General features: G+C 44.1%; 22 protein-coding genes and 1 pseudogene. 18 read left to right on the forward strand and 5 right to left on the reverse strand.

Annotation, left to right across the window (positions count from 1 at the left end):
• The first annotated feature begins 55 nt into the window (after nucleotides 1-55).
• The gene (gene radC, locus IGI96_RS10865; RefSeq protein WP_005225154.1) at nucleotides 56-748 is read left to right on the forward strand and encodes a RadC family protein; all 693 of its coding nucleotides are present in this window, start codon (nucleotides 56-58) and stop codon (nucleotides 746-748) included.
• Nucleotides 749-947: 199 nt separating this feature from the next.
• The gene (locus IGI96_RS10870) at nucleotides 948-1,148 is read left to right on the forward strand and encodes a cold-shock protein (protein ID WP_005225155.1); all 201 of its coding nucleotides are present in this window, start codon (nucleotides 948-950) and stop codon (nucleotides 1,146-1,148) included.
• Between the two features lie 144 nt (nucleotides 1,149-1,292).
• Here IGI96_RS10870 and rnjA read toward each other — a convergent pair whose 3' ends face one another.
• Both rnjA and IGI96_RS10880 read right to left on the reverse strand, forming a co-directional pair.
• Nucleotides 1,293-2,972 carry a ribonuclease J1 gene (gene rnjA / locus IGI96_RS10875; RefSeq protein ID WP_005225156.1) on the reverse strand — a complete coding sequence of 560 codons (1,680 nt, stop codon included), beginning with the start codon at nucleotides 2,970-2,972 and terminating at the stop codon, nucleotides 1,293-1,295.
• 1 nt (nucleotide 2,973) lies between these two features.
• A complete protein-coding gene (locus tag IGI96_RS10880) occupies nucleotides 2,974-3,186 on the reverse strand; it encodes a DNA-directed RNA polymerase subunit epsilon (protein ID WP_005225157.1) in 213 nt (70 codons plus the stop codon).
• Between the two features lie 401 nt (nucleotides 3,187-3,587).
• Here IGI96_RS10880 and IGI96_RS10885 point away from each other — a divergent pair, with 401 nt between their 5' ends.
• The 3 genes from IGI96_RS10885 (at nucleotide 3,588) to IGI96_RS10895 (ending at nucleotide 7,731) form a co-directional block, all read left to right on the forward strand.
• A complete protein-coding gene (locus tag IGI96_RS10885; RefSeq protein ID WP_074934635.1) occupies nucleotides 3,588-5,321 on the forward strand; it encodes an ABC transporter ATP-binding protein in 1,734 nt (577 codons plus the stop codon).
• Entirely contained in the window at nucleotides 5,318-7,075 is a 1,758-nt protein-coding gene (locus IGI96_RS10890; protein ID WP_005225159.1) for an ABC transporter ATP-binding protein, read from the forward strand. Before IGI96_RS10885 ends, IGI96_RS10890 begins: the two co-directional genes overlap by 4 nt.
• A 62-nt stretch (nucleotides 7,076-7,137) precedes the next feature.
• Complete coding sequence (locus IGI96_RS10895; protein WP_005231095.1) at nucleotides 7,138-7,731, forward strand: gamma carbonic anhydrase family protein; 594 nt, start codon at nucleotides 7,138-7,140, stop codon at nucleotides 7,729-7,731.
• Between the two features lie 62 nt (nucleotides 7,732-7,793).
• Here IGI96_RS10895 and clpP read toward each other — a convergent pair whose 3' ends face one another.
• Nucleotides 7,794-8,384, reverse strand: a complete 591-nt coding sequence (gene clpP, locus IGI96_RS10900; protein WP_005225161.1) for an ATP-dependent Clp endopeptidase proteolytic subunit ClpP — start codon at nucleotides 8,382-8,384, stop codon at nucleotides 7,794-7,796.
• Between the two features lie 175 nt (nucleotides 8,385-8,559).
• On the opposite strand from clpP, the gene IGI96_RS10905 reads away from it, so the two are divergent.
• From IGI96_RS10905 to glnA, 6 genes are all read left to right on the forward strand, one after another.
• The gene (locus tag IGI96_RS10905; protein WP_005231097.1) at nucleotides 8,560-9,078 is read left to right on the forward strand and encodes a hypothetical protein; all 519 of its coding nucleotides are present in this window, start codon (nucleotides 8,560-8,562) and stop codon (nucleotides 9,076-9,078) included.
• A 223-nt stretch (nucleotides 9,079-9,301) separates the two neighbouring features.
• A complete protein-coding gene (locus IGI96_RS10910; RefSeq protein ID WP_005225163.1) occupies nucleotides 9,302-10,051 on the forward strand; it encodes a glycerophosphodiester phosphodiesterase in 750 nt (249 codons plus the stop codon).
• Entirely contained in the window at nucleotides 10,048-10,965 is a 918-nt protein-coding gene (gene miaA / locus IGI96_RS10915; RefSeq protein WP_005225164.1) for a tRNA (adenosine(37)-N6)-dimethylallyltransferase MiaA, read from the forward strand. The genes IGI96_RS10910 and miaA overlap by 4 nt, the downstream gene beginning before the upstream one ends.
• Complete coding sequence (gene hflX, locus IGI96_RS10920) at nucleotides 10,962-12,206, forward strand: GTPase HflX (protein ID WP_005225165.1); 1,245 nt, start codon at nucleotides 10,962-10,964, stop codon at nucleotides 12,204-12,206. Before miaA ends, hflX begins: the two co-directional genes overlap by 4 nt.
• A 289-nt stretch (nucleotides 12,207-12,495) precedes the next feature.
• Entirely contained in the window at nucleotides 12,496-12,876 is a 381-nt protein-coding gene (locus tag IGI96_RS10925) for a MerR family transcriptional regulator (RefSeq protein ID WP_005225166.1), read from the forward strand.
• A gap of 59 nt (nucleotides 12,877-12,935) precedes the next feature.
• On the forward strand, nucleotides 12,936-14,276 hold the full coding sequence (gene glnA / locus IGI96_RS10930; RefSeq protein ID WP_005225167.1) for a type I glutamate--ammonia ligase: 1,341 nt from the start codon (nucleotides 12,936-12,938) through the stop codon (nucleotides 14,274-14,276).
• 316 nt (nucleotides 14,277-14,592) lie between these two features.
• Here glnA and IGI96_RS10935 read toward each other — a convergent pair whose 3' ends face one another.
• Nucleotides 14,593-14,982 carry a YxeA family protein gene (locus IGI96_RS10935; protein ID WP_086339176.1) on the reverse strand — a complete coding sequence of 130 codons (390 nt, stop codon included), beginning with the start codon at nucleotides 14,980-14,982 and terminating at the stop codon, nucleotides 14,593-14,595.
• Between the two features lie 234 nt (nucleotides 14,983-15,216).
• On the opposite strand from IGI96_RS10935, the gene IGI96_RS10940 reads away from it, so the two are divergent.
• From IGI96_RS10940 to IGI96_RS10950, 3 genes are all read left to right on the forward strand, one after another.
• Nucleotides 15,217-15,819 (forward strand): LysM peptidoglycan-binding domain-containing protein, encoded by a 603-nt coding sequence (locus IGI96_RS10940; protein ID WP_074536355.1) that lies wholly within the window; start codon nucleotides 15,217-15,219, stop codon nucleotides 15,817-15,819.
• A gap of 153 nt (nucleotides 15,820-15,972) precedes the next feature.
• On the forward strand, nucleotides 15,973-16,674 hold the full coding sequence (nagB, locus tag IGI96_RS10945; protein ID WP_086339177.1) for a glucosamine-6-phosphate deaminase: 702 nt from the start codon (nucleotides 15,973-15,975) through the stop codon (nucleotides 16,672-16,674).
• Nucleotides 16,675-16,906: 232 nt separating this feature from the next.
• Nucleotides 16,907-17,617 carry an MgtC/SapB family protein gene (locus IGI96_RS10950; protein ID WP_074536356.1) on the forward strand — a complete coding sequence of 237 codons (711 nt, stop codon included), beginning with the start codon at nucleotides 16,907-16,909 and terminating at the stop codon, nucleotides 17,615-17,617.
• A 61-nt stretch (nucleotides 17,618-17,678) separates the two neighbouring features.
• Here the strand turns inward: IGI96_RS10950 and IGI96_RS10955 are convergent, their stop codons facing one another.
• Nucleotides 17,679-18,503 (reverse strand): DUF92 domain-containing protein, encoded by an 825-nt coding sequence (locus IGI96_RS10955; protein ID WP_086339178.1) that lies wholly within the window; start codon nucleotides 18,501-18,503, stop codon nucleotides 17,679-17,681.
• Between the two features lie 369 nt (nucleotides 18,504-18,872).
• On the opposite strand from IGI96_RS10955, the pseudogene IGI96_RS10960 reads away from it, so the two are divergent.
• The 4 genes and pseudogenes from IGI96_RS10960 to IGI96_RS10975 form a co-directional block, all read left to right on the forward strand.
• A pseudogene (locus IGI96_RS10960) lies at nucleotides 18,873-20,770 on the forward strand (TIM-barrel domain-containing protein); the annotation flags it as partial.
• A gap of 126 nt (nucleotides 20,771-20,896) precedes the next feature.
• Nucleotides 20,897-21,280, forward strand: coding sequence for a DUF5110 domain-containing protein (locus IGI96_RS10965; protein ID WP_333493791.1), 384 nt, complete (start codon nucleotides 20,897-20,899; stop codon nucleotides 21,278-21,280).
• Between the two features lie 33 nt (nucleotides 21,281-21,313).
• Nucleotides 21,314-22,654: a citrate transporter gene (locus tag IGI96_RS10970; RefSeq protein WP_086339179.1), complete on the forward strand. Its 1,341-nt coding sequence runs from the start codon at nucleotides 21,314-21,316 to the stop codon at nucleotides 22,652-22,654.
• Between the two features lie 39 nt (nucleotides 22,655-22,693).
• Entirely contained in the window at nucleotides 22,694-24,820 is a 2,127-nt protein-coding gene (locus IGI96_RS10975; RefSeq protein ID WP_438785118.1) for a hydantoinase/oxoprolinase family protein, read from the forward strand.
• The last annotated feature ends 13 nt before the right edge of the window (nucleotides 24,821-24,833 follow it).

A 24,833-nucleotide genomic window follows, 5' to 3' on the forward strand; every position in this document is an offset into this window, starting at 1 on the left:
GAAATACTCTCTCCTTTGCGTATCTTTTATTAGACCGACGCAAAGGAGTTTTTTTATGATCAATGAAACTGTGATTCCCCAAAGTTCGTTTCCCCGAGAGCGTTTAGTAGAATATGGAGTGGATGCCCTTTCGAATCAAGAATTATTGGCCATTTTGCTGCGAACTGGCTCACGTCCTCTGAATGTCCTCGAATTAGCGGCCAGTGTCTTGAATCGTTTTCAAGAATTGTATGAACTAAAGCAAGCGACGATCGATGAATTACAAGAAATTCGCGGCGTCGGACAAATCAAAGCCATCGAGATCAAAGCGATGGTTGAATTAGGTGTGCGAATCCAGCGCTCCGCTCAACCAAAGTACGGTAAGGTCAACTCTAGTATGGCGATCGCCCATCAGTTGATCCAAGAGTTGAAGGATTGTCGTCAAGAGCATTTACTAGGGCTTTATTTGAATACGAAAAATGAGATCATTCAGAAAAAAACGATCTTCATCGGATCGTTGAATCAGTCGATCGCTCACCCACGGGAGATTTTTCATTGGGCGGTACGCTACAGTGCCGCCCGAGTGATCGTCGTCCACAACCATCCCAGCGGCAGTCCCCAAGCCTCAGAGGCAGATCTGCTGTTTACACGCCGCTTGATCAAGTGCGGAGACTTGATGGGGATCGACATATTGGATCATTTGATCATTGGCGACAATGCCTATGTCAGTTTGCGAGAAGAGGGGCTGTGGCAACAGGAAGACGTGTGAAAATAAGCCGAGTTTGCGAACATTATTAAAAATAAAGGTGAATTGTCTAATCGTCTGTCTTGCAAAAAAATACGGGCAAGTGTAAAATATTATTGTAATTTTGTTTGCTGAATAGATGTTGAAACGCACGTTAGGCCTCTATCGCACAAAGGCAATGTTACACACAATTAAGTGCTTATGCACGAGGAGGTTTTTTTTAATGGAACAAGGTACAGTAAAATGGTTCAATGCTGAAAAAGGGTTTGGTTTTATCTCTCGCGAAGACGGTACAGACGTATTTGTACACTTTTCAGCGATCCAAGGTGAAGGATTCAAAACTTTAGAAGAAGGTCAAGCAGTAACTTTCGACGTGGAAGATTCTGATCGTGGACCTCAAGCAGTTAACGTAAACAAAGCGTAAGCTTTCAAACAAACTGCCAGTAAGAGCACTTTGAAATCAAAAACCCCAAAAGACCATCGATTCGATGGTCTTTTTTTTGCTTTTTATAAGGGAAAGGAAAAAGGGTAGTTCTCAGTAACCTGAGAACTACCCTCGCATGTGAGACTATAAATCGTCCGGCGTCATGATCATCGAAAGGATCATTGGATGACGCTCGGTTTTTTCAAATAGGAATGGCTGTAACGCCGAAGACATCGCTTCTCTTAATTTATGTTCTGTTGGGTCTGGTTGGTTCAAGACTTCCCTCAATGCACGGAAGAGGATCTGCTGTGCTTCGTTGATCATCTCGCCAGATTCCCGCATATAAACAAACCCACGAGAAAGGATATCTGGTCCAGCAAGGACTTCTTTCTTCGCCACATCGACTGTCGCGACAGCTAAGACGAGGCCTTCTTCTGAAAGAATGCGACGATCTCGTAGGACGACATTTCCGATATCACCGATACCGCTGCCGTCGACATAAACATCATTGGCATTGAAATGACCAGCCAAGCGAGCGGTATCCGCTGTTAAGGCCAACATGTCACCATTTTCCATAATGAAACAATTTTCTTTTGGTACACCGACATCTTGTGCCAACTGGGTGTGGATGTTCAGCATCCGAAATTCCCCGTGGACAGGCATAAAGAATTTTGGCTTCATTAGACGCAACATCAGTTTTTGTTCTTCTTGGCCACCGTGACCAGAAGTATGGATGTTGTTCAATTTGCCATGGATCACGTTTGCGCCAGCTTCCAACAACAAGTTGATCAGCTGATTGACACTCGTGGTATTTCCTGGGATTGGTGAGCTTGAGAAAATCACGGTATCATCTGGGTGAATTTGGATTTGACGGTGAGTCCCGTTGGCAATCCTACTTAAAGCAGCCATTGGCTCTCCTTGAGAACCCGTACAAAGGATCATGGTTTCGTTTGCAGGCAAACGATTGATCTCATGAGATTCCACAAAGGTTCCATCTGGCACCTTGATATAGCCAAGGCGCTGTCCGTTGACGATCGCATTTTCCATACTGCGTCCAAAAACGGCGATTTTACGTCCAGTCGCAACCGCCGCATCTGCAGCTTGTTGGAGACGGAAAATGTTGGAGGCAAAGCTGGCGAAAATGATCCGACCATCGATTTTTTCAAAAATCTTTTGGATCGAGCTGCCGATCGTTTTTTCTGATTTGGTAAAGGTCGGAATTTCTGCATTGGTACTATCGGAAAGGAGGCAAAGGACGCCTTCTTCACCAATTTTTGCCATTTTGTGCAAGTTTGCTGGTTCGCCCACAGGCGTAAAGTCAAACTTGAAATCGCCAGTTGCGACGATATTGCCAGAAGGCGTTTTGACAACGACACCTAAAGCATCAGGGATACTGTGAGTCGTTCTAAAGAAGCTGATGGATGTTTTACGGAAACGAATCACCGTATCTTCATTGATTTCGTGTAATTCCGCATCCCGCAATAAGCCATGCTCATCTAATTTGTTGGTGATCAAAGCAAGTGCCAAGGGTCCCGCATAGATCGGGATATTGGCTTCCCGCAACAAGTAAGGGATTCCGCCAATATGGTCTTCGTGACCATGAGTGACGATCAAGCCTTTGACTTTCGGTAAATTTTGAACGATGTAGCTATAATCGGAAATGACATAGTCGATCCCAAGCAGTTCATCTTCGGGGAATTTGATTCCCGCGTCAATTAAGATGATCTCATCTTGGAATTGAACCCCATAACAGTTTTTTCCGATTTCGCCAAGTCCACCGACGCCGAATACGCCAGTCTCATTATTTTTCAGCGAAACTTTCATCTTAAAACTCCGCTAATTTGAAATCAGCGTTTTCTTTTTCGTAAGCTAAATGTTTTTCATCTAGTTCTTGAACGAACTCGATGTTGTATGGGGTATTTTGTTCAACCAGACGGCGTGCGATCACTGCATCGTCTGCTTCAATGTACAAAGAGTGGGTTTGTTCTCTCTTTGGGTTGCGGTCTTTTGTTTCTTGGTAATAAATTTTGTAAATCATATCTTTTCTCCTTTATCTGCTTTTCGCAGTAGTCTATTTGGTTGATGAATTCGCTGCATCACAAAATCGAGGTCCGAATAAAGTGACCTGAAAAGAAGGCTTCGAGAGCCGCTGCATGCTTTTTTCAGACAATCGTTGTGAGAAAAAAGAGAAAGCCTCGTCTTTGCTTTCCAAATGTCGTCATAAAAAATTCACCGGGTTTGTAAGTCGTTCCACTACAAGTATCCCTAGTTTATCACAGAAAAACGAATAAGTATAGAAACACGTCATTTTGAAAAGGCTTACTGAAAGAAAATGAAAGGACTATCGCTGAAGTTTGCTTTTTTTCGTTGAAAGTGCATTACAATAAGAATATTCCTATGCTATAGTAGAAGTAATGAAGTAAAAAAGGAGGGGATTTTTTGAAATTAATGTGGCACTACACGATGAGAAACAAGAAACTGCTGGTTTTTAATTTCATCTGTGTTTTTGGTTTTATTTTGATTGAATTAGGTTTGCCGACGTTATTGGCAAGAATGATCGACAAAGGGATCGCCGCTGGTGATCGCGACTACATATGGAAAATGGGTGCGGCGATGATCGCGATCACCATTGTGGGGATCACGATGAACATTTTGTTAGGCTATTTCACGTCACGTATCACCACTAACATTGTGGCAGATATTCGTGACGATCTTTTTGAAAAAGTCCAAGGCTATTCACATACCGAATATGAAAAAATCGGGGTTTCATCATTGATCACCCGTGTGACCAATGATGCGTATCAAATCATGCTGTTTATGCAAAGCATCTTACGGACAGGTTTGATGACACCCATGATGTTTGTGGTCAGCTTGTACATGGTCATGCGGACAAGTACACAACTAGGGTTGTATGTTTTGGGGGCATTGCCGATATTGCTGATGGCCGTCATCGCCATTGCCAAAATCTCGGAACCATTATCCACCAAACAACAAGCCAATCTAGATAAAATCAATGGCATCTTGCGGGAAAATCTCTCTGGTTTACGAGTGATCCGTGCCTTCGTCAATGAAAAATTTGAAGAAAAACGCTTTGGCAAAGTCAACCAAGCCTATGCTTCTAGTTCTCGCAGCTTGTTTCGCTTGATGGCAACGGCACAACCGGGCTTTTTCTTCTTGTTCAATATCGTGATGATCTTGATTATTTGGACGGGAAGTATTCAAATCGATCAAGGGCAACTGCAGGTCGGTGACTTGATTGCATTTATCGAATACATCTTCCATGCCCTGTTTTCTTTCATGTTGTTTGCGACTGTCTTTACGATGTATCCACGAGCGGCGGTTTCTGCTCGTCGAATCCAAGAAGCGTTAGATGCGACTTCTGAAATCAAAGAGCCAGAACATCCAGTGACAGAAACTAAGACGAAAGGCTTCTTGGAATTCAAAAATGTTACCTTTGCTTATCCAGGACATGCTCAAAGTCCAGTGATCCGTAATGTTAGCTTTACCGCTTCACCAGGGGAAACCGTGGCGTTTATCGGTAGTACTGGAAGTGGAAAATCAACCTTGATCCAATTGATCCCACGTTTTTACGACGTCAGTGAAGGCCAAGTCTTGGTGGATGGTGTTGACGTTCGGGATTACAGCTTAACGACGTTGCGCAACAAGATCGGGTTTATCCCTCAAAAAGCGTTGCTATTTACAGGGACGATCGCAGAAAACCTACGCTATGGCAAAGAAGATGCCACGCAAGCAGAGCTGGAACGAGCAGCCGAGATTGCGCAAGCGGCAGATTTCATTTCTCGCACACCAGATGGCTTTGATGCTCACTTGGCAGAAGGCGGAACCAACTTCTCTGGCGGACAAAAACAACGCCTAGCGATTGCCCGTGCGGTGATCCGCCAACCAGAGATCTATATTTTTGATGATAGTTTTTCTGCATTGGATTACCAAACGGATGCAAAATTGCGGGCACGCTTGAAAAAAGAAACCACAGAATCGACCGTTTTGATCGTTGCTCAACGAGTAGGAACGATCATGAATGCCGATAAGATCGTCGTCTTGAACGAAGGCGATGTGGTTGGCATCGGCACCCACAAAGAACTGCTGCAAACTTGTCCAGTATACTACGACATTGCGGCGTCACAATTATCAGAGGAGGAGTTGGCACAATGAAAGCAATCTCTTCTTTAAAACGGTTAGGTGCTTACATCAAACCGTACAAAGTACAATTTATCCTAGTCTTGCTGTTTACTGTTGCAACCGTCGGCTTCAATGCGGCAATGCCGTATGTTTCTGGATTACCGACGACAGAGATCAGCCGCAACATCGCTGCAGGCGAAGGCGTTAATTTTGATTACGTGATCCTTTGCTTGATCTGGATCGCAGTCGTTGGTGTCGGTTACTGTTTCTCACAATTGATGTCAGGGCTGCTGATCACCAACGTTGTCCAATCTGCGATGCGAGATCTGCGGCAAGACATTGAAGAAAAAATCAATCGTTTGCCCGTTTCTTACTTCGACCGCAACCAACAAGGGAATATCTTGTCACGGGTGACCAATGACGTGGATGCCGTCAGCGGTGCGATGCAACAAGCCTTGATCGGGATCGTCAATGCCTTCTTAGGAATCGTTATGGCGGTTTCCATGATGTTTTACATTAATACCTACATGGCGTTGGTTTCATTGATCATGATCCCAGCCTCCTTATTGATTTCTCGCACGATCGTCAAAAAGTCGCAAAAAGACTTCCAAGGCATGCAAAATGCGTTAGGGGATCTGAACGGCTACGTACAAGAAAACATGACTGGATTCAGTGTGTTGAAAGTGTATGGACGGGAAAAGCAAACACTTGAAGGGTTTAAAAACGTTAACCACCAGTTGCGCTATTACGGCTTTCGTTCTGCCTTTGTTTCAGGATTGATGATGCCGTTGGTGCAAATGACCGCTTACTTTACCTATATCGCAATGGCAGTCATGGGGAGCTTTTACGTGATCAGCGGCGTGATCGTTGTTGGTCAGCTGCAAGCATTCATTCAATACATTTGGCAAGTCAGTCAGCCAATGGGGAATATTACCCAGCTGTCTTCCGTCTTGCAAAGTGCCTCAGCAGCAGCAAAGCGGGTCTTTGAAATCCTAGATGAGGAAGAAGAGCCAGTCAATCAAACCGATATCCAATTGCCAGAACAAATCAGAGGCGACGTGACCTTTGAACATGTCGGCTTTGCCTATGATCCGAAAAAACCGTTGATCAAAGACTTGAACTTTGAAGTCAAAGCTGGACAAACCGTGGCGATCGTGGGACCAACAGGTGCTGGGAAAACCACCTTGATCAATTTGTTGATGCGTTTTTATGATGTCAATGAAGGGGCCATCAAGATCGACGGCATCGACACGAAGAAAATGGAACGTCACGATGTTCGGTCACTATTTGGGATGGTCTTACAAGATGCATGGTTGTACGAAGGCACGATCGGCGACAACATTCGCTTTGGGAAATTAGATGCCACCGATTATGAAGTCGTTGATGCAGCGAAAACCGCCAACGTCGATCACTTCATTCGCACGATGCCAGACGGCTACGAAATGATCATCAATTCTGAAGGGGACAATGTCTCCTTGGGGCAAAAACAATTGTTGACCATCGCTCGGGCAGTCATCTCTGATCCGAAGATTTTGATTCTCGATGAAGCCACCAGTTCGGTGGATACCCGCTTAGAAGCGCTGATTCAAAAAGCAATGGATAAAGTGATGGAAGGTCGTACCAGCTTTGTGATCGCCCATCGTTTGTCAACGATTCGTGAAGCAGATCTGATCTTAGTGATGGATCAAGGGTCGATCATTGAAAAAGGCAATCACGAAACCTTGTTGGCAGCTGGCGGCTTTTATAGCCAACTGTACCAAAGTCAATTTTCAGAAGAAGCCGAGTAAGCCCAAAAGAGCGTCCAGTCTGACTGGCGCTCTTTTTGCATTGTCGCAAGGGTGGTGCTATAGTGAAAAAAGAAAGCGCAGATCCGTTTATGGATTGGAAGGAGAAGTTGATGGACAAAGAACAATCAGGGAATGAAACCCACAAAACAGTTTCGCCAGCCTCGTTGCAAGGAACACCTTGTTTTGTGGCAAAAAATGCGACGATCGTAGGAAACGTGACTCTAGGAAAAGAGAGTACGGTCTGGTTTCAAGCAGTGATTCGAGGCGATGCCAATCGCATCGAAATCGGCGCGCGTACCAATATTCAAGATGGAACGATCATTCACGTTGATCACGATGCCCCGACGATCGTGGAAGACGATGTGACTGTTGGGCATCAGTGTATGCTTCATGGCTGTACCATCAAAAAAGGGGCGCTGATCGGCATGAGCTCGATTGTTTTGAATCATGCAGTGATCGGTGAAAATAGCTTGTTAGGTGCTGGTTCGTTAGTAACGGAAGGAACCGTCATTCCGCCCAATGTGTTGGCGTTTGGTCGTCCTGCACGAGTGATCCGTCCGTTGACAGAAGAAGAAATCGCCAAAAATCAGGCAAACATCACGCATTACGTGGAAAATGGGTATGCTTACCAACAGGGCGAATATGGTGAAGTCTGACGCCGAACCAAAAGACGCAAAAAGGTGTACGAATTGCTTCGTACACCTTTTTTTATGCAAGCTTATTTCAATTTGTTTGATTCCATGATCTCGTCGATCAAGCCGTAATCTTTGGCTTCTTGTGCGGTCATGAAGTTGTCACGATCGGTGTCGCGTTCAATCACTTCGATTGGTTGACCAGTACGTTCTGACAAGATTTTGTTCAGACGTTCGCGGGTTGCCAAAATGTGGCGGGCAGCAATTTCGATCTCAGTTGCTTGTCCTTGTGCGCCACCTAATGGTTGGTGGATCATGATTTCTGCATTTGGTAATGCAAAGCGTTTGCCTTTTTCACCAGCGGTCAATAAGAATGAACCCATAGAAGCAGCCATCCCCATAACGATGGTTTGAACATCGGCTTTGATAAAGTTCATGGTATCAAAGATCGCTAGACCAGCAGTAACGCTTCCGCCAGGCGAGTTGATGTACAAGTAGATGTCTTTTTCAGAATCTTGCGCGTCCAAGAATAAAAGCTGAGCAATGATCGAGTTTGCTAAGTCATCGGTTACTTGACCACTCAACATAATGATCCGATCTTTTAATAGACGAGAATAGATGTCATACGCTCTTTCACCGCGAGATGATTGTTCAATGACTGTAGGAATTAAATTCATAGTGATAGTCCTCCTAAAAATCGTTATAGATATAGTTTAGCATAAAGTTTTCGCAATATCTAAGAGATAGTATACCGATTAGGTCAAGAAAGGTCAAATAAAAAGTTCGTTATCTTTTTTGCGAAACTTTCAAATATGATACAATATGAAAAAAGGAATGAGGAAGGATCGAAGAATGGCAGTAGCAATAGCAGGTTTGATCGGCGTCTTAGTGGGCGCATTGTTAGTAACCATCATTTTTAATTTACGCATTCGGTATGAGGAGCAAAAAGAAAAACAACGCCGTTTGTTGGAGCATAAAGTCAAAGAAATCGAAACGTTGGTTTTATTGAATCAAAAAATCAGTGAGATTCTACAAAAACGGGTCATGCTGATGGATGAGTATGTCAGCTTTGATGCCTTTGACGACTGTTATATCACCATCGATGATTTTGCCTATCTACAATCTTTTGCGGCGCAAAACAGTTTTTATCTACCGAATTTTTTCTTGGAAGAATTTTTCAAAAAAATCGGAACACGTCGGGTGATTTTATCCCCAGAGGAAACTGTTAAAATCGGTGGGTATACCTATAAAGGCGGTCGGATCATTATGGAAAATTTCCTTGATCAATTAGTCGAAATGGTCAATGAGCGTAAAACCCAAATGAAAAACATGACGAGCGAACCGTTGACCTATTTTTCAAAAACGATTTGATTCTACTGGTCAGCCGTTTTCCTTGGTTAAGGCAACCAAACCAGAGTATCGACGGTTGCGCTTTTTTAACTGATCACACACACTCTTACTGCGATCATAGTAAGGGTGTTTTTCTTTGACCGAAACAAAGCGTTATTATGCATTAAGAGGATCGAAACAAACAGAGGCTTTTTGGTTCTAGGAGATTCCATGGTAAAATAAAGAGTGAGAATGGAGTGAAAGAATGATGGTACAAATCGTTGCCCACCGCGGGAGTAGCGGCAACCGACCTGAAAACACGCTACCAGCATTTGCGGAAGCGGTGCGGGTCAAAGCTGATATCATTGAGTTAGATGTACATCTATCAAAAGATGGCGGCTTGATCGTCATGCATGATGAAACGGTTGATCGAACGACCAACGGCAAAGGTCGGATCTGTGACCTGACGGTTGCTGAACTAAAAGAACTCAATGCTGGCAGCTGGTTTTCTGAGGAATTCCAAGCCGCCAAAGTCCCCACACTAAAAGAAGTGTTGGATTTACTTGCAGCGAAGAATTATCGTGGCATTTTGACGATCGAATTAAAAACCGATCATTATGAGTATGAAGGAATCGAAGCCAAAGTATCCGACTTAATGAATAGTCAAGAATGGCCCTTTACTCATTGGTATTGTTCCTTCAATATCGAGACCTTGGATCGGATCCATGCGATCGAACCGGATGCGACCCTTGATTTTATTATGGGACGCGGGGAAGACAAACCACCGTTGGCGCTCAGCCGACCGTATATCGAAGGAATTCATCCTGCCTATCGCTGGGTCCAAGAGACAGCAACGGTCTTAACTGATTTTCCGATCGCGATCCGTCCGTGGACTGTCAACGAAGAAGCGGCGATTCGCACCTGCTTGGCTCTGGGGTTGACGGGGATCATCACCGATTTTCCAGAAAAAGCTCGGGCAATTGTGCAACAGGTCCGCGAGGAAACAAAAGGATGAAAAAAGTCTTAGTAATCGTGGGACCGACCGCAGTCGGCAAAACCGCCTTGAGTATCCAGTTAGCCCAAAAATACCATGGGGAGATCATCAGCGGGGATTCCATGCAAATTTACCGTCAGTTAGATATCGGTACCGCCAAAGTGACGAAGGAAGAAATGGCAGGGATTCCTCATCATTTGATCGATATTCGTGGGATGACGGAAGCATACTCTGCCGCTGATTTCCAGCAAATGGGGCGTGAAGCCATCGAGACGATCCAGCAGCAAGGAAAGCTGCCGATCGTTGTAGGGGGAACAGGGTTATACATCCAAGCGCTTTTGTATGACTTTCGTTTAGGGGCAGAAGAAGGCGACCCAACGATTCGTCAGCGTTACGAACAAGAAGCAGTAGTCATCGGCAAAGAAGCTTTATGGCAAAAGCTGCAGGCGGTCGATCCCTTGGCAGCAGCGAAGATCCACTACAACAATGAGCGGAAAGTGATTCGTGCGTTGGAGGTTTTTGAAACGACTGGCGAAAGTATCGCTGCACCAAAAGAGACACCACAAGCTTTGTACGATTTCTTCATGATCGGGTTAACCACTGAGCGAGAAGTGTTATACCAGCGAATCAATCAGCGGGTGGACTTGATGATGGATCAAGGCTTGATCGAAGAAGCAAAAGCTGTTTTGCAGTATCCAGAAACGCAAGCCGCTAAGGGGATCGGCTACAAGGAATTTTTGCCCTATTTTCAAGGGCAGGCCACATTGGAGGAGACCATTGAGCAAATCAAGCAAAACTCACGCCGCTACGCCAAGCGGCAGCTGACGTGGTTCAATAACCGAGCACAGCCCCGATGGATTGATTTAGTGAGGCAACCTGAAGAACAACGTACCCTTGAAACAGAAATCGACCAATGGTTGGAGGAGAAAAGATGAGCCAAGAACGTGTGATTCTTGTCGGAGTAGAAACGGAGAAAAACTATCTTCATTTTGATTCGTCAATGAAAGAATTGAAAAGCTTAACAAAAACCGCCAATGGTGAAGTTGTTTTTTCACTGGTGCAAAAACGGCAGCAAGTCGATCGACAAACCGTGATCGGCAAGGGGAAAGTTGCGGAATTGCAGCAGTTGGCAGAAGCACATGAAGCAGATCTAGTGATCTTCAATCATGAACTGACACCAAGGCAAAGCCAGTTGATCGGTGATGCGCTAGAAGTGCCAGTGATTGATCGCGTTCAGCTGATCCTTGATATTTTTGCGATGCGTGCCCGTTCCAAAGAAGGAAAGCTGCAAGTAGAATTGGCGCAGCTGGATTATTTGCTTCCACGCTTGATAGGGCAAGGAAAGAACATGTCTCGGCTAGGGGGCGGAATCGGAACGAGAGGACCAGGGGAAACCAAGCTGGAGACCGATCGTCGACACATCCGCAACCGCATCACCATCATCAAACGGGAATTGAAGGAAGTGGCAGCCCATCGAGACCGGACACGCCAAAAGCGCAAAGACAGCCAAGTCTTTCAAATGGGCTTGATTGGTTATACCAATGCTGGAAAATCAACTATTTTAAACATTTTGACCAGTGCGGATACGTATGAACAAGACCAGTTGTTTGCGACACTTGACCCTTTGACGAAACGCTGGCGGATGCCAGAAGGATTCGAAGTCACCATTACCGATACGGTTGGTTTTATCCAAGAATTGCCGACCCAATTGATTGATGCGTTTCATTCCACACTGGAGGAAAGTCAAAACATGGACTTCTTGCTGCATGTCGTCGATGCCAGTTCCGAAGAACGGGTCCAGCAAGAGGAGACGGTCTTAAAATTAATGGAGGAACTTTCTTTGACCCAATTACCGATGTTGACGGTCTACAATAAGGCGGATCGCATCGACGCCGATCAGTTTGTCCCAACACTATTTCCCAATGTCTTGATCTCAGCAAAGAGTACCAAAGGCAAAGAGCGCTTGACTCAGGCGATCAAAATGGAATTGATGCAGATCATGCAGCCTTATCATCTGGTGTTGCAAGCCGATGAAGGCAATGCGCTGAATCGTTTAAAACGGGAGTCGCTAGTGTTGAGTAATGCCTTCGATGAAGCAACACAGACCTATCATATCAAAGGATTTGCGCTGGAGGATACCTATCCACTACGCAGAATGGCGCAAGAACAGGAATAAACAGAAACGGTGCAACCGATGCACCGTTTTTTTGTGGTGACAAAATTATGGGAGTATAAGTGGTTTGACTTTCTTCAAGTGCAAAACCCGAACATTTTTGGCTAAGGCACCATTTCTTCCAGAAAAAGGACTGCTTGAACATGCGATCAAATCAAGGGCCCAATGGAAAAATCAAAAAAATTTGCATTCATGTCACTTTTTCTAACATGAGGGGTTGACACACAAAAAAAGAATTGGTATAGTTTCCATAAAGTTACGCAGCATCATTGAAACGGAGGGGAGCCAAGTTATGCGGGAAAAAGAATTGCGGCGCTCAATGTCAGTCTTTCCTATCGGAACAGTCATGAAATTGACCGATCTCACCGCCCGTCAAATTCGTTATTACGAAGAACAAGAATTGATCCACCCGGAACGCAGCGATGGCAATCGACGAATGTATTCGCTGAATGATATTGATACCTTGCTAGAGATCAAAGACTATCTTTCCGATGGACTGAACATGGCGGGAATCAAACGAGTTTATGAAATGAAAGTTGCCAAAGAAAAAGAAGCGAAGAACAAACCGCCGCTGACCGATGAAGATGTACGTCGAATTTTTTATGATGAACTCTTGGCTCAAGGTGGATTGAATCAACAACAGCCATACCAGCAAAAAGGTCCACGAATGTAGAGCATTAGTAGATCGTTGCTGTGATATAAAAAAAGAATTGGGAAAAAGGAAGGGATACTATGCCAAAATTTGAAAGAACTGCCGAAGACATCAAACAAATCGTAAAGGATGAGAACGTGCGCTTTTTACGCTTGATGTTTACTGATATTTTAGGAACGAACAAGAACGTTGAAGTACCTGTAAGTCAATTAGATAAAGTACTGGAAAACAAAATGATGTTTGACGGTTCTTCTATTGAAGGGTTTGTCCGTATTGAAGAAAGTGACATGTATCTGTATCCTGATTTGTCCACCTGGATGATCTTCCCTTGGGAAAGTGAACATGGCAAAGTGGCTCGTTTGATCTGTGATATCTACAATCCAGATGGCACCCCATTTGCAGGCGACCCTCGTGGCAACTTAAAACGGGCATTAGCTGACATGCAATCCCTTGGTTTTACTTCTTTCAATCTTGGACCAGAACCCGAATTTTTCCTATTCAAATTAGATGAAGCAGGCGAAATCACAACGGAATTAAACGACAAAGGCGGCTACTTCGATTTTGCCCCAACCGATCTAGGGGAAAACTGCCGTCGCGATATCGTATTAGAATTAGAAAGCCTTGGCTTTGAAGTTGAAGCGTCTCACCATGAGGTGGCACCAGGGCAACACGAGATCGACTTTAAATATGCGGATGCAGTGGAAGCATGTGACAACATCCAAACCTTCAAGCTTGTCGTGAAAACCATTGCTCGTAAACACGGCTTGCATGCGACCTTTATGCCAAAACCATTATTCGGCATCAACGGTTCAGGTATGCACTGCAACATGTCCTTGTTCAAAGGTGATGAAAATGTCTTCTTTGATGAAGAAGGACCAATGCAATTAAGCCAAACAGCGTATCACTTCTTAGGCGGTTTGATCGAACACGCCCGTGCTTACACGGCTGTCTGCAACCCAACCGTCAACTCTTACAAACGCTTAGTGCCAGGTTACGAAGCGCCTGTATACGTGGCATGGTCAGGACGCAACCGTTCACCATTGATTCGGGTACCAGAATCAAGAGGCTTGTCAACACGTTTGGAATTGCGTTCGGTTGACCCATCCGCTAACCCATACTTAGCAATGGCTGTTTTATTACAAGCAGGACTTGATGGCGTTAGACGTGAGTTGACACCACCACCAGCTGTCGACCGCAACATCTACATCATGAACGAAACAGAACGGGCAGAAGCACAAATCGAAGATCTGCCATCAACGATCCACAATGCCATCAAAGCATTGCGTAAAGACCAAGTGATGATCGATGCCTTAGGCAAACACATCTATGCCAACTTTGTCGAAGCAAAACGATTAGAATGGGCAGCCTTCCGCCAAACAGTCTCCGAGTGGGAAAGAGAACAATACTTGGAACTCTATTAAAATCGCAAAAAAAGCCGCTAGAGATAAACAATCTAGCGGTTTTTTTATGATGAAACCAGCGTTTATCCTATTGATTCTGGTTTTATTTATTTCCGATCGTCAATAGCTGCTTGATCAAAGTTTGAGAAAAAAACCATTGCGAAGCTAGAGCGGTTTTGTCTACAAGAAGCGTAACTCCTGACCATTGGGAAAAATCAAAAAATACCAGTCGGGCGAGGACTGGTAAGAGGAAGAAAAATAGTTTTGGTATAAAGCTAGCATAGACCGTCAAAGTAAAATGAACCTTAAAAAGTAGAAAGTTTCTTGTAAGAAGTCCTTATTCGTCAAAGGTTTTCAGCTCAGATAGTATTTTTGCGGGGACTTCTGATTGAGGGACTTCATTGGGACCAGAAATGATGCGGGTCTTACTGATTTCTGCTTTGACTAAAGTATTTGGAGCCAATGGTTTTACATTTTCGCCCGTCAGGTCATAGGTCATGAGTTCTTTTTCACCATTTTTCTTTACGAATTCAAAGGTGTATTTGTAGGTAAAAGAGCCATCGATTTTTTCACCAGAATCGCTGTAGGTCTGTGTCTTTTCAGGGACTTTGTTGGGCGTGATAGCATAAGCCGTGATGCCGCGATACGTTGTTGCATAGTACGTGTAGCCGAAATAGCCGGCTACGACAATAATCAAAACGCCAAGCGTTAATAGTAGTTTTTTCATGGGTGTCATTCCTTTCCATTACTAGCATCACTATAGCATGTGGCCACTAAAAGCACTCATCGAAAGGGATAACAATATTGTAAGTTTAGCATTTTTGAATAAAAATCCTGTAACTTTCTGTTTAACAATTGTGATAATGAAAAATATTTCTGAAACCTTCCTGCAATATTGTAATGTTATTCTCTTACTTGTGCCCGATAGCGGGACAAATAATCAAAAGAGAGGTTTTTTCATTTGAAAAAATTTGCATTTACAGTTGTTGCAGGATTTGGTTTATTCGTTGGCGGAACAGTTGTTTCAGCAGCAGAACAAACCCATGTTGTCGAACCAGGAGACACTCTATCTGGGATCGCTGCTACTTATCAAACAACGGTCGAAGACCTTTTAGCTTTAAATGATTCGATCGAAAATCCAAATATGATTTTTGATGGCGAAACATTGTTGGTTTCTAACGATGGCCAATCAGTAGAAAACAAAGAGACAAGTACGAAAGAAAGCACAGAAAAAAGTGAGTCTACAGCGACTGCTAACGTGAGTCAAACTCGTTCAAGCGTTCCTGGTGCTGGTTCTGGTGTCTTGAATCCAGTGGATGGGATCAATTACTTCAATGGTGTGAGAGAATCGTACTACTCACAAAAAGTCTTGCCAGGAGGCGGATTGAATATCCCTGGTCGCCATGTAGCATCAGACGGAACCATCCGTGATGCCGATGGGTACATCGTTGTTGCCAGTGATAATCAACCGAAAGGATCGACTGGTCAATCATCTTTAGGTGCCTATAAAGTCTATGACACAGGTGTCGGTCATAGCGGTATTGATGTTTATACGAATTGGTAAACAAGTAGAATACGAGTAGAGACGAGCGCATTTTAGAGCTCGTCTTTTTTTGATTGCCGAGAAAAAATCGTCATCTGGTCTAGACTAATTATTGTAATCAAACACAACCTGTGGTATTATTGGACTATACCAAATAGAAACGGAGCGCTGATCATGGAAATTATTCGCGTTAAAGATGCTGCTCAAGGCGGAAAGAAAGCTTTTGAATTGATTCAAGAAGGTATGGCAAATGGCGCCAAGGTCCTAGGCTTAGCAACAGGAAGCACGCCAGAAACCCTTTATGCAGAAATGACTGCCAGTGAAGTTGATTTTTCAGAAATGACTTCAGTCAACTTAGATGAATACGTAGGACTAGGCGGCGAAGACGAACAAAGCTATCGCTACTTCATGAATGCTCATTTATTCAATAAAAAACCATTCAAAGAAACCTTCGTACCAAACGGCAAAGCGGAAGACTTAGAAGCAGAATGCCAACGCTACGATAGCGTGATTGGGGATCACCCAGTTGATATCCAAATCTTGGGTATTGGACAAAACGGACATATCGGCTTCAACGAACCTGGTGCATCCTTTGAAGGAACGACCTCAGTCGTTGATTTGACTGAATCAACCATCAATGCCAACAAACGCTACTTTGATAAAGTCGAAGACGTCCCAACGACGGCAATTTCAATGGGGATCGGTTCGATTATGCAAAGCAAAAAAATCATTTTGATGGCATTTGGCGAAGTCAAAGCGGATGCGATCCAAAAAATGATTGAAGGACCCGTAACCAACGAATTACCGGCTTCTGTTTTACAAAAGCATGATGACGTGATCGTGATCATCGATGAGGCTGCTGCCAGCAACCTGTAAAACAAAATCAGCCCTTTTCAGAAATAAGTCAGAAGGAAAAATGAGCCATCCTCGCAGCTTCCCCCTGCGCTTGTGCAGTAGCGCCAGCGCAGCTGCGAGCAATGGTTTGTAGCTAACTTGCTTATTTTCTGAGGGGGCTTTTTTTATTTGGCTGATTCGGCGCTGTTTTTTTCTTTTTTTCATCAGAGATGCTATAGTTAAAAGAGAGAATACGAAGAAAAGAGGGATGCAAATGGTTGATATGCATTTATCCATTCCTGAAGTAGCGCTGAGATTGCTGTTGGCAATGATCATGGGAGGAGCGATTGGGTACGAGCGGCAATACAAAAGTCGACCAGCTGGACTTAGAACCCATATCTTGGTTTGCATGGGAGCTTGTGTCATTGCTTTGATCCAAGTGGAGATCGCCACAGGTGCCATGCGAGATGCACTAAATCATCCAGATTTAGCAGGCGTGATTCGTTCAGACGAAGCACGATTGATCGCCCAAGTCGTCAGCGGGGTCGGTTTTCTAGGCGCCGGAACGATCATTGTGACGAAGCGCTCGGTGACGGGGTTGACGACGGCTGCTTCCTTATGGGCGATCGCCGGTTTAGGAATTGCCATCGGGATGGGCTTTTACACCATCGCATTAAGTAGTTTTATCGGGATCTTCTTTGCATTGACGATCGTTAAGCGGATCGTCCGCGTACCAACAGCAAAGAAATTAGAGATCCAGTACATCCACCGCACTGAGACCAAAGAGTTTTTGACGGAGTACTTCCAAGAGAAAAATATCGTGATCGAAGATGTCAATTTTGATGTCAAATTCATGGAAGACTATCGCATTTATACCAACATTTATACGATTGATCTCCCCCGAGGACTAGGCTTTTCTGAAGTGATCGAAGAATTGTCTGTCTACAAAAATGTCACGAAGATCCGCTTAGTGGATATTGCTTAATCGGTATTGAGTCAAAAAGCAGCAAGACACCTCACATTAGTGACGTGCTTTGCTGCTTTTTTTATGATGCGGTAGACATTTTTAAGTAAAAGAAACATACAGTCAAAATAACGATCACTATTGAAGTCAGCAAATTGACCCCTTCATTCGTTACAAAGGTAAGACCGCCGACTTGCTTGGTGGCAACGTCGTGGTGGACTTTTTTTTCGGTGTATTGGTGACAGACAGGACATTGATAGCGCACCTGAATCGTTGCGCCCAGTAAGCTGTCCAAAAGACTACCGCAAAAGCCTAAGGCAGTCAAGGTCAACCAGAGATCAAAGGAGAACGGCTTGCCGTTCAACCATAAGGCTGCTGCGAATAAACCAGTGATGGAGAGACTCCCTGCTAGGGAAGCGGCAGTTCCCAACCAACTGACACCGCCGGAAAGTCCCGGTGGTAATTTTTTTCCCGTTAGTAAGTGACGCGGTGGACTTGGACTCAGCACGCCGATTTCTGAGCCCCAAGTGTCAGCCGTACAGCTAGCGATTCCCGCCACAAATCCCCAAAGGAATAGCGGTTCTTTCGTCCAAAAGGCAAGCAGTAGAGCAAAGATGCTTGGTGTGATGTTCGCAAAGACTTGTTTTGCATCACGGCGAGCACCTTTGGCAAGCACAGCTAACTCTGGCTGACTGCGCATTTTCTTTAAAAGACCAATGATGCCAGAGCTGGCAAAGAAAAAGCCAATCAAAAAGATGCTGTACCACGGACCAAAGCCAATGACCAGTGTGCCGCAAAGAATCGCAGCCAGTGCGCCAGAAACAGTCAGCCACTGAAAGACGAATGCTGCCGCTGCAACGAATGTACTGGCAAACAATCCCAGCATGAATTGATAAAAGAAAACCATTTGAACACTCCTTTTTGCTGAATAGACTAGACGTTTTACAAATCACTTCGCTATCGAAAGGACAATCCAAGGGACAATCCAAGGGACCAGAATCAGGTTGCAGAAGTGAGGAGGACAATTCTCGAAATCTGTCCGTTGTATATTAATATATGAGAAGTTACTATTATCAATAAGCAAACGGTCATAGAAAATTGCTCTTCCTAGATAGAAAGCAATTATTTTTTTTAGTGTAAGTGAAAGCGATTTCTAAGTCCGTTTTTGTGACAATCGTTTAAGGAGGTATATATGAAGATTGCAACAAGTGTCATCGATAGTCAAGAAAAAAATCACTGTTTTTTGATTCGAACAAATGGTTGTTTAGTGAAGATCATGTTCTTGACTGACGAAATTATTCGGATTCGTGCCAGCTTTGATGAGGAATTTGATGAGGCGTCTTACAGTTTAGTGTTGACAGGGTGGGAAGATCGCTTCGATCAGTTGATTGGAGCAGAGCGTCAGCGAGTCGATTTACAAGAATTTCAGGTCATTGAAGAAGAAGACAAGATTGGGTTGATCGGCAAGAAATTGAAAGTGTTTCTCTACAAGGATCCCTATCAATTGGTGATTTACGACCAAGAGGATTTGGTTTTGCACAAAGATATCGTCGATCTTGCATTGATGGAAGATGCGAATAAGCGCAAAATCCACACCAGTGAAATAGTAGAGGGAGATTGCTTTTACGGATTTGGGGAAAAAACAGGTGCTATAGAGAAAAGTCATACTTTTATGGTTATGAGTCCTCGCGATACGATGGGCTATGATCCTAAAAATGCCGATTCTCTTTATAAGCACATTCCCTTCTATGTAAAAAGCAATAAGCGAACAAAAGTTGCCAGTGGTTACTTTTATCACACCACATATGAATGTGATTTTGATATGGGGCGCTCACATAGTAATTATTGGAAGAAACACAGTCGTTTTCGAGTAGACGGAGGAGACATTGACTTATTTTTTATTGCAGGACCAACGATCAAAGAAGTGGTTCAGCGCTATACCTCGTTGACTGGACGGTCGGCGATGCTACCTAAATATGCATTGGGCTACCTAGGTTCATCCATGTATTATTCTGAACTGTCTAAAGATTGCGATCAAGCGATCATTGATTTCATCGATACCGCTAAAGAAGAATCGGTACCGATCGATGGCTTCCAGTTGTCTTCAGGCTATTGCAATCATGAGGGGCAGCGCTACTTTTTTACGTGGAACAAGGAGCGATTTAAAGACCCTAAAGGATTCTTCGCTGAGATGGAGAAACGGGGCGTCACGACCTCGCCTAATGTCAAACCTGGGATTCTCTTAACGCACCCATTCTTTCAGGCACTTCAAGAAGAACAAATTTTTGTGAAAGACAGCATGGACAAAGGTAAAAATGCTTTAGGTACTTGGTGGGGAGGAAAAGGAGTTTTCGCTGATTTTACCAATCCCCATACACGGAGGATTTGGAAAAAGTATTTAAAGGAACATGTCTTATCTTACGGTGTAACCAGTGTTTGGAATGATAATTGTGAATATGAAAGTATTGTCGATCAAGATGCTCGTTGTTTTTATGATGGGAAAACCGGTACCATTGGTCAGTTACGTCCAATCATGGCAAATCTTATGTGCCAAATCACAACCGAAGCCATCATAGAAGAGCACCCTAACACCCGACCCTTTGTGGTTTGTCGGGCAGGCCATGCGGGAATTCAGCGTTTTGCCCAATCGTGGTCTGGGGATAACCGAACGAGTTGGGAGTCGCTAAAATACAACATCGCGACAGTTTTAGGAATGGCGCTTTCTGGGGTGACCAATTATGGCTGTGATATCGGTGGCTTTTATGGGGATGCTCCTGAAGAAGAGTTGTTTGTCCGCTGGGTCCAAAATGGAATTTTCCAGCCCCGCTTCTCGATTCATTCAACCAATACTGATAATACGGTGACTGAACCCTGGATGTTTTCTGCAAGTAAGCAACGGATTGCGGAGGCGATCCAATTTCGATACAAAATGATTCCTTATTATTATTCATTGATGGTGCGGGCGGCTGAGACTGGTTTGCCAATTATTCAACCGACCTTTATGAAATTTCAAGAGGATGCTAACTGTTATGACAACGGCATTGATTTTGTTGTCGGAGAATCATTACTCGTAGCGAATGTCGTTGAAAAAGGCCAAAAGTCCGTGAGGTCTATTTGCCAGAAGGGGCAGTTTATTATGACTTTTATTCACGACAGAAGTACCAAGGGGGCCAAACACTAGCCATTCCTGTGACGATCGATAGTGTACCGTTGTTCGTGATTGGTGGGTCGATCACCCTTTTTGCAGCGAATGAAGTGAGAAATCTTCATTCTGAGGCGGTCACTGATCTAGAGATTTTAGTGGCACCAGATCAAGCTTGTCACTTCACCCATTATGAAGATGACGGGAAATCATTGGCTTACAAGACAGGCGCCTACTTGAAAGAAGAGATCCATGTGGAACCTGGAGAACAGGTCAAAGTGACAGTGAAACGAACGGGTGACTATCCAACGCAGATCGAAAAGATTCTTTTAAAAATCATCAACCACGAAAAAGCCCCTTTTTGGGTAACGATTGATGATCAGCTTGTTCCTCATTTTCAGCATCATAAGCAATTCGAGGCTGCGAAGGAAGGCTGGTACTATAGTCAAACCATGGGTCAAGTCTTTATCAAATACCAAAATCCAAAAGCAGATTATCAAGCGGTGATCTCCTTTGAAAACTTTGATTTGTTAGGGATGTAAGAAAAAGAAATGTAAAAACGAGGAGGAAAAGAAATGATTACACAGGTATTAGGCGGATTGGTCATTTTGTCGATTTTATTTATGGCTTTTTATTGTATCAAGGGCTATAACATGACCGTTGGCTTTTTCTTAATGAGTGCGATTTGGATCGCCATTAGTTTTGCAGGAAATGTGATTGAGCCCAATAGTGCTATGGAGGGATTGACCGCAGTTGAAGTGCTGACGGATGTCTTCCAAGCGGGACCCGAAGCATACGGACGAAATGTTTTAGTCAATGTGTTGTTCGGGGCATTCTTTGGTACCGTTTTGATTGAAACAGGGATTGCTTCTACTTTGATTCGTAAGACCGTGGAATTAGGGGGCGATCATCCGCGAGTGACCGTCAACTTGCTGTGCTTGGTTACAGCTGTATTGTTCACTTCGTTAACAGGTGTCGGACCATACATTGCTATCGGGGTAGTTGTTTTACCGATCATGCTGGCATTAGGTATCTCACCACTTGTTTCCGTTTTTGCTTTTATTGGTTCAGCGGGAGTGAGTGCCTCCTTCTTGAATGTAGTGAATTTCCAACAGTATCAAACGATTTTCGAAACGACGAGTCCAGAATTTGCGAATTATAGTTACAATGATTATTTCCCATTTGCGATCGTGGCAGCGACGATTTCTTTGATCGTGATCTTGACGATCGTTAATGTGAAGATCGGGAAAGCCAAAAAAGTCTATTCTTGGGATGCAGGTCAGTCCACAGCCAAAAGTGCTCCTGCTCTTTCACTGATTTCCGTTGCTATGCCCGTGATTTTATTGATCGCATTTAATCTACCCGTGATCCTTTCCTTTATTTTATCCAGTTTGTTTGCACTGATCACGACAGGGCATCTAAAAGGCGGCTTTGTGGAAGCAAGTCGGAAAATTGCCAAGTATGGGTCTGATGGGGCGATCAGTGTTGCACCGATGATGGCGTTCTTGTTAGCCATCGCCACTTACAATGCGGCAGCTGCGTATGTTGCTCCCTATTTAGGCGCATTATTAAGCCCAGTGATTCCTGCGACCACATTAGGATTGGCGATCGTGTTTGGTGTCTTTGGTGTCTTAGGGCATTTTAGAGGGCCGATGAACTTAGTCGGAAGCGGTCTTGCACTTTTACATGTCGTAGCTGCGGTAACAAGTTGGCCGATTCAATTTCTCTATCCATTGTTTATCGTGACAACGATCATTCCCCAAGGACTAGACATTACCCTTTCAGGAGCAGTCTGGGCATTGGATTATGCCAAAGTACAGTCCAAAGATTATATGCGTCTTGGGATCCCAACATCAGCGACCCTATGTGTCATTATGGCAATCGTTGTCTATCTCATGTACGGATCTTTAATGTAAAAAATCAGCACAAAAGGCTAGAAAAGAGTGGTATAGAACATGACAAGAAGAGTACGGATGGGAATTGACGTGGGTGGAACCCATACAAAAGCGGTAGCGATCGATAATGCGACGCATGAGATTATTGGGAAATCTTCCGTCAAAACAACCCACGATGATGTTTCAGGAGTGGCAAAAGGTGTCATTCAGACCTTTCAAAATTGCTTAAAAGAAAACAATATTGCTCCGGAAGAAGTGATTTTTGTTGCCCATAGTACCACGCAGGCGACCAATGCATTAATTGAAGGTGACGTGGCGAAAGTAGGGATTTTAGGGATAGCCAAAGGCGGCTTAGAAGGATTTCTCGCGAAGAAACAATTAAACATAAAAAATATTGTTTTAGGAGAAGGCAAAGAAATTCAGATCGCTAATGAATTTCTGAAACTAAAAGAAGTATCCGAAGACAAAATCGGTGACAAAATTGCTGCGCTAAAGCAAGAATCTGCGGAGGTCATCGTTTCTTCCATGGCGTTTGGGGTAGATGATATCGGTCCCGAGGAGCTGGTTTCCAATGTAGCGAAGCAAAAAAATATTCCTTCTACGATGGCATCAGATATCACGAAGCTATATGGCTTAACGCGGCGAACCCGTACGGCAGTGATCAATGCCAGTATTTTACCAAAAATGCTAAATACCGCAACATCAACCGAAAATGCCGTTCGACAAGCAGGCGTAACTGTTCCGTTGATGATCATGCGTGGTGACGGTGGGGTGATGGAAATCACTGAAATGAAGCGTCGTCCCGTATTGACGATGTTGTCAGGACCGGCTGCTTCGGTCATGGGTTCATTGATGTATCTGCGGGCTTCAAATGGGATCTATTTTGAAGTTGGTGGGACGACCACCAATATCGGTGTCATCAAAAATGGACGGCCCACGATCGATTATTCTATCGTGGGTGGTCATGCTACGTACATCAGTTCATTAGATGTACGAATCCTCGGCGTTGCAGGTGGTTCAATGGTTCGCGCGGATAAAAATGGGATCATTGACGTTGGCCCACGTTCTGCACATATCGCAGGACTTGATTATGCCGTATACACCGATACTGAGAAAATCAATCAGCCAAAGGTCGATTTCTTTTCGCCTAAGCCTGGTGATCCTGCCGATTACGTCCGAATTCTTATGGAGGACGATTCAGCTGTCACCATTACAAACTCTTGCGCAGCCAATGTCTTGGGTCTGGTAGAACCGAATCATTTTTCTTATGGAAATATTCCTTCTGCACGTAAAGCAATGCAAGTATTGGCGGATTATTGCAAGACGACAGTGGAGGATATCGCGAACCAAATCATGGAAAAATCTTACCAAAAGATTGCACCGGTCATCAACGAACTGGTAGATAAATACAAGCTAGAAAAAGACCAAATCTCCTTAGTAGGAGTAGGTGGCGGTGCCTCCTCCTTGATTACGTATTATTCCAATAAAGATCAAGTGAAATATGATATCCCAGAAAATGCGGAAGTGATTTCTTCCATCGGTGTTGCTTTAGCCATGGTGCGTGATGTCGTTGAGCGTATCATCCCATCGCCAAGTCCAGAAGACATTCGTGCCATCAAACAAGAAGCACTAGATAAGGCCATCGATAGTGGAGCAAGTGAAGAAACGATCGAAGTTCATATTGAAATCGATCAACAGACGTCAAAAGTGACCGCGATCGCGACTGGTTCCACCGAAGTCAAAGCCATGGATCTATTAAAAGAATGTTCGGAAGAAGAAGCATTGGCTTTGGCTGCCAAAGACATGCGCTTGACGGAGCAGCAAACGACCTTGTTGGCGAAAACAAATGCCTTCTTCGTGTTTAGTGAAGCGACACATGACGGTCCCACTCAAGTTCGTATCTTAGATAAAAAAGGCTTTATCAAAGTGCAACGAGCGAATGCTTTGGCAGCAAAAGCAACGATTGCCACTTACCGAGAGGCAGTGGAGAAATTGTGGGAAGAAATGTCTGTTTATCAAAGTGAGATCATTGTTCGACCAGAGTTTTATGTCTGTTTTGGTTCACGAGTGATGGACTTCTCTGCTTCAACGCTTGAACAGTTAGCATTATTGATGGGCATTGAGCTAGATGATTTACAAGGGGACACAGAAGTTTTACTGGTCGCAGGAAACATCAAACAAACATGATCAGGTGATCAAT

This window comes from Enterococcus sp. DIV0421 (assembly GCF_051713745.1).
GTDB classification, from domain to species: domain Bacteria; phylum Bacillota; class Bacilli; order Lactobacillales; family Enterococcaceae; genus Enterococcus_D; species Enterococcus_D casseliflavus.